General features: G+C 35.8%; 6 protein-coding genes. 2 read left to right on the forward strand and 4 right to left on the reverse strand.

Annotated elements, in window-relative coordinates; all coding sequences use genetic code 11:
- Positions 1-202: 202 nt before the first annotated feature.
- Both MVY38_RS11020 and thiS read left to right on the forward strand, forming a co-directional pair.
- Positions 203-748 carry a c-type cytochrome gene (locus MVY38_RS11020; protein ID WP_366939742.1) on the forward strand — a complete coding sequence of 182 codons (546 nt, stop codon included), beginning with the start codon at positions 203-205 and terminating at the stop codon, positions 746-748.
- 14 nt (positions 749-762) lie between these two features.
- Entirely contained in the window at positions 763-963 is a 201-nt protein-coding gene (gene thiS / locus MVY38_RS01945) for a sulfur carrier protein ThiS (protein ID WP_297482974.1), read from the forward strand.
- On the opposite strand, the gene acpS is transcribed toward thiS, so the two are convergent.
- The 4 genes from acpS to MVY38_RS01965 all read right to left on the reverse strand — a co-directional run.
- On the reverse strand, positions 931-1,311 hold the full coding sequence (gene acpS, locus MVY38_RS01950) for a holo-ACP synthase (protein WP_297482976.1): 381 nt from the start codon (positions 1,309-1,311) through the stop codon (positions 931-933). The genes thiS and acpS overlap by 33 nt on opposite strands.
- Positions 1,312-2,154: a polysaccharide lyase family 7 protein gene (locus MVY38_RS01955; RefSeq protein ID WP_297482979.1), complete on the reverse strand. Its 843-nt coding sequence runs from the start codon at positions 2,152-2,154 to the stop codon at positions 1,312-1,314.
- A complete protein-coding gene (locus MVY38_RS01960) occupies positions 2,151-4,766 on the reverse strand; it encodes a glycosyltransferase (RefSeq protein ID WP_297482982.1) in 2,616 nt (871 codons plus the stop codon). Before MVY38_RS01960 ends, MVY38_RS01955 begins: the two co-directional genes overlap by 4 nt.
- A 9-nt stretch (positions 4,767-4,775) precedes the next feature.
- The coding region (locus tag MVY38_RS01965) for a hypothetical protein (protein WP_297482985.1) at positions 4,776-5,398 on the reverse strand (623 nt) is incomplete at its 5' end.

The raw sequence follows: 5,398 nt of genomic DNA on the forward strand, positions 1-5,398 counted from the left end.
CAAACTGCGGCTCGCCGATGGTTAAAACAGAGGGTGTATATTTTTCGTTGGGAGTGATGTTTTCCAAAAGTGTTGTAAGTTTTTCAAATGGATATGGTTCAAAATGCATAGATGAGTTTCGCCTTAAAAAATTTAATATATTTGATTATAATTATAGCAAAAATTGTTGTACAATAAGTAACATAAAACTAAAGGAGAATTAATGAAAGTACTATTTTTAGTAATTGCTACACTGTTTGTAGCGGGATGTTCACAAGAGAAAAAAGAGCAGCAGCATACGAGTCAGGCAGTAGTGCAACAAGCACAAACTGCTACAGCTACGAGTGTTGCAGCAAAAGAGAAATCAATGAAGAGTGTTGCTTCTGAGAAAAATGTGACACAAAAAACACAAAAAGTTGCAGCAAAAGAGACAACAAAAACCGCTGTAGTAGCAAAACCAGCCCAAGAGGTTGCTCCTGTGAAAACAGAGACTGTTCCAAAAAAGGTTGCAGTAATAGATAAAACAGAAATAAACGGTGCAAAAATATTTGTAAAATGTTCAAGCTGTCATGGAAAAAATGCACAAAAACACGCACTTGGAAAATCACATGTTATCAAAGGGTGGGCGCAGGCAAAAATCGTAGATGCACTGCATGGATATAAGGCAGGAACATATGGTGGAGCTATGAAAGCTGTTATGAAAGGTCAGGCTTCAAGCTTAAGTGATGCGGACATAAACGCAGTTGCAAAATATATTTCAGAACTTTAATAAAAGAGGTGGGAATGAAACTAATTGTAAACGGACATGAAAAAGAGTTCGATGAAAATATAAAGCTCTCACAAGTGTTAGAAAAGCTTGAGCTTGTTGGTAAAGTAATGGCTGCGGCTGTTAATATGGAAATAGTCAAACAAGATACATGGGAGAACTATGTTTTAAAAGATGGTGATAAGCTAGAACTTCTTGACTTTGTCGGTGGTGGGTGAGTTACACTCAACACTTACAACGCTAATGGCATACTCTCCATCATGCGTAATGGAGAGTGCTGCGTTTAGAATGTCAAACCTCTCTACAAGGGAGTTTGAGAGTGCGAGTTTTGGCGCTCCTTTGTCTGTTTTGTAGATTTTTATATCTTTAAAAGAGCACTCTGCTCCTATTCCTGCTCCTATTGCTTTTGAAAATGCTTCTTTTGTTGCCCAAAAACCTGCTGCTGTTTTATAAGACTTCACGAGGGTTATTTCTTCATCACATAAAAACTTTTGTAATCCCCTTTCACCGAAACGCTCCATTAAGCGCTGCATACGCGAGGTTTTTATGATGTCTATACCTATCATTTAGTGATGCACCGAGACGACATCTGAAGATTGGTCATAGAAGTGTAGCTCTTTAAAAATGGCAGAAACAGTTCCACCATCACCATAGCGATTGATGTAGACACCTGCTTTAAAGTAATTTTGTTCATCTTGCCAGTAAGTGACATTTATACTTCTTTTAAGGCTTCTATTGAGAATTATATCCATAATATTATTTTTAATGTGTACTTCCGCCGTAAAATAACCGCTAGGTCGTGCACCTAAATCTATATATGAATAAATTTTTGGAGTCTCAGGGTCACTAACTATAATAACAGCCCAAAGGTGGTCATATATATTTTGTCTGTTACGTTCCCAAAATAGTCTTAGTAATGGATAATTGAATCCATCAGGTGTTCCATGTATCTGCATCCAAGTGTAGGAGTTGATACCTACTTTTGGTTTAAGACATTTGAGTGTTGCTACCCAGTAGTGTCCTTCTGTATCCGCAGTGCTCCAAGTAGCAGGCTGTTCTTTTAGTTCGCTGCGAACCTTGTATGTATTTGCCATCTTAGTGATAGTAAAGTGTAGATTTTCTTCTGCATCTGCATAAAATTGTGGAAACTTTTTATCAGTAAATTCTCCAGGTTCTACTGTTGTATTATTACTATCTGCTGTATCACCTTTGTCTTTATATATTTGTAGTCGACTTTGGTCAAGAACTGATTTAAATTTGTCATAAGCATAGGGTGCAAAACTACTATTTGCATCATAAACAGGGATAGAATCATATAGTAAATCAGGGTCAACTGTCTGGGGTGGATGTTTACGATTACAAGCACTTACGAGAATGATGAAAATCAACAGAAGAAGAGAAAATTTCACTTTTTATCCTTTACGATATTTGAACCAAGGTCAGGTGGAGCCCATGAAGCATCTTTTGGAGTTCTATAAACTTTCCCCCATTTATGCTTTTTAAGATTAACATTATACACTACATTTGTGACAAGGTTGTCGTGACTGCTACCACCATGGAAATTGATGTCAACTTCAGTGTATAAATTGTCAATTCTATTGTAGGCACTTGCCCATTGAAAGGCAATATGGCGGATATGTTTCACAGAGATGTTTTTCAATGTGATATGAAAACTTTTATTTAAACGCAGGTATCCGTTTCCTTTTTTTCCTTTGTTTATTGCTCCATCTATATTTATGTTTTCTCCATCACAACGATAACAACGCTCAAATACAAGTGGGTTTGAACCGCTGTTTTTGATGTTTATATTTTGAATATGTACATAGGAAGCATAGAGCAAATGCAGAGTGTCAATCATTAAATCTTTACGGCTATTTTTATAGATATAGTTATAATTTTTACTTTTGTAAATAGAATCAAAGGTAATATTTTTGAGTGTGATGTCTGTTACCGGTGTTAGTCTGTAAATAGAAGCACCTTTGTCTATAAGGCTTTTCAGACGAAAACTTGTTGTGAGCAGAGGCTTTTCATACTTTGCAACTTCTACTATTTCTGAGCGGAGTTTTGGGTACTTCTTATACCATTTTTGTGAACCTAAAACATTGTGAACATAGTTGTAGTCATTTTTTTCTTCTATAAGCAGTAGTGTTTTTGCTTTAAGAGGCTCTTTTGATCTGATTTTTGTTTTAATGTGTCCATACATCGACTCTAAGGTTTTTCCAACATACTCACTGCGTTTACCAGAGATACTCATTACGCTTTTATATGCTCCTCTAAGATGCGAAAGAAAAGTAGTCTGATTTCCCACTAAAGTAATGTGGCTGCGCTTGATAAGTAGAGGTTCGTAGATGTCAAGTGTACCTTTTGGCAGGATGATAGTCGTTCCATCTTTTACCCTTGCTATAAGATTATTGAGTGCTTTTGCATCATCTTTACCATCATCTGTTGCTGCGTGAAAAATAATGCTCTTTGTTGGTTCATAGTTGGCTTGAAAGATATTGACATCAGGTAGTTTAAAAATATGTGTATAGAGTGTCAATATAAAAAAGAGGAAAAGTCCAATGTAAAAGTACATACGATATGGTGCATAAAAACGGTAAATGGGGTATTGTATCAAATGAGCATCCTTTGAAGCATTTTGTTCTTCTCCTGATTTTGACCACTTTTGGTCTGCGAGGTTAAAGTAAGATCTGATTTTAATGAAAGCACCTACCCATTGGCTATAGAGCATTAATGGAAGAGTAAGCATAGAGACGCGATGACCATAATAAACAAAAATACTCATTTGTATCAACCTTACTAAAATAATCCATGAAAAATATAATGGGAGATAAACAAAGTTTACAAATATTGTTAAAAAAAATGCAGCTGTTACCCCTACAAGTGAAGTCCACATGAGAAGGAGTTGATCATATAAAAGATACTTAATAAAAAATGGTTGATTTTTCAAAGCTAAAGCACGTTTATTGTTACGGAGAGTATTTCCATACCATCTATATGGTAATGTGCGGCTCACTTCTAAAAATGGGGCATCTCTGCTTTCTAGGGAATATACAAGAATATCTGGTAAATAGAGCATATTGTAGTTGTTCTTCATCAAATGGTACCATGAACTTTTATCATCACCCATTAAAAAACGAAATTTTCCATACGAGGGGTCGATAATGATGTCGTGTTCTATAGTAGAGATAAAATCTTCTGAAATGATGGCACTTGTACGAAATATAGAAAAGCGTCCAGTAAGTGTCATAACTCTTTTTGAGAGCGATTGTGATTGAAAAAGGACATGACGCTGAGCAAACTTGAGATTGAACCACTCTTTGTACCAGTTTGATTTTGAGTTGATGTATGCGACCTCATTTGTCGTAACAGCTCCAAGATTTTTATCCAGAGCAAAGAACGGCAGGCTTTTTTTCAAAGAATCTGGAGGTAGGTAAGTGTCCCCATCCATAAAAACTGTGAGTGTATCGTGATAGTTGTTTCTATTGGTATCTTTGGCAACAGCACGCAGCATATGTCCCATTGCAATACGTTTTCCTTGGGATTGGCGTTGTAGGATGATAGATATAGACTCTTTTGCAGGATGTGCTTCATAAATATTTCGAATGACACTATCTTCTTGGGAAGAGCCTGTGGCTACAACTATGGTTGCACTACATTTGAGTTGGTTTAGTGCGCTAAAGAGTGCTTGAAAAACCTCTGTTGTAACCCATGCATCTTCTTTGTATGAGGGAACAATAAGATAGAGATGCTCAGGATAGCGTTTTTCAAAAGGTAGATTTTGAATTGCTTTAAGATATGCAGGATAGGTTCTTTTTGCATAGATATAGGCACGCACATAGTTTGTAAGCATCAAAGAATAACGCCAGCTTCCTATAAACGCAGCGCCTATGATTATACTCTTATGTATGTGGCTCATATATGGAAAAGAGATATAGATCAGTACCATTGAAAGCGAAAAGTAAAAGAGTGCCGGTTTTACAAAATATTGGTAAGCACTCTCATGTCCAAATCGTCTCATATCTGTTCTTTATAGTAAAATGAGATTTTGTGGAAGTATTCGAAAAGCTTTTTTTGCAAACTCTGAGGAGTTTAAAAAGTAGACTTTAAGATACTCATTAAGATGAAAATGCACAGAAGAATCATCAAAGGAAATACGAATAGGAATTTCATTTTGTGATATTTCTACTGTATTTGTTGTGCTGCCTTGAGTTATAGAGTAACCGATTCCTACGATATGTGCATTAAAAAACTTGTTGAGACGCTTGGAATAGACTAAGCAAGGCTCTTCTAAATAGATATTATCTATCTGTGAAGAGAGTAGTTTTGTAAGAATATAAGGTTGTTGGAGTGTCTCTAGGGTTAGAATATTGTCGCTAAACTTCACATAACTGTGTGCTTTATGAAAAATATTATGCACGATGGCGTTTTCTTGAGAGAGCACAATACTTGCGTTTATATCTTTTTGTAAACTTGTAATATCATCTTTGTTGAGATTCATATCGATGGCAATTTTATCAATAAGCTTTTGCAGAGCAATTTTTTGATCTTGGCTTTTAATATATGCCTGATCTACTAAAAGGCTATTCTTCGTGGGGATGTTTTGATGCAGAAATATATTGTCATATTGTGCTTTAAAGTGCAGATATTGGT

Origin of the sequence: Sulfurimonas sp. (genome assembly GCF_027056685.1) — a bacterium.
In the GTDB taxonomy this organism is placed as follows: domain Bacteria; phylum Campylobacterota; class Campylobacteria; order Campylobacterales; family Sulfurimonadaceae; genus Sulfurimonas.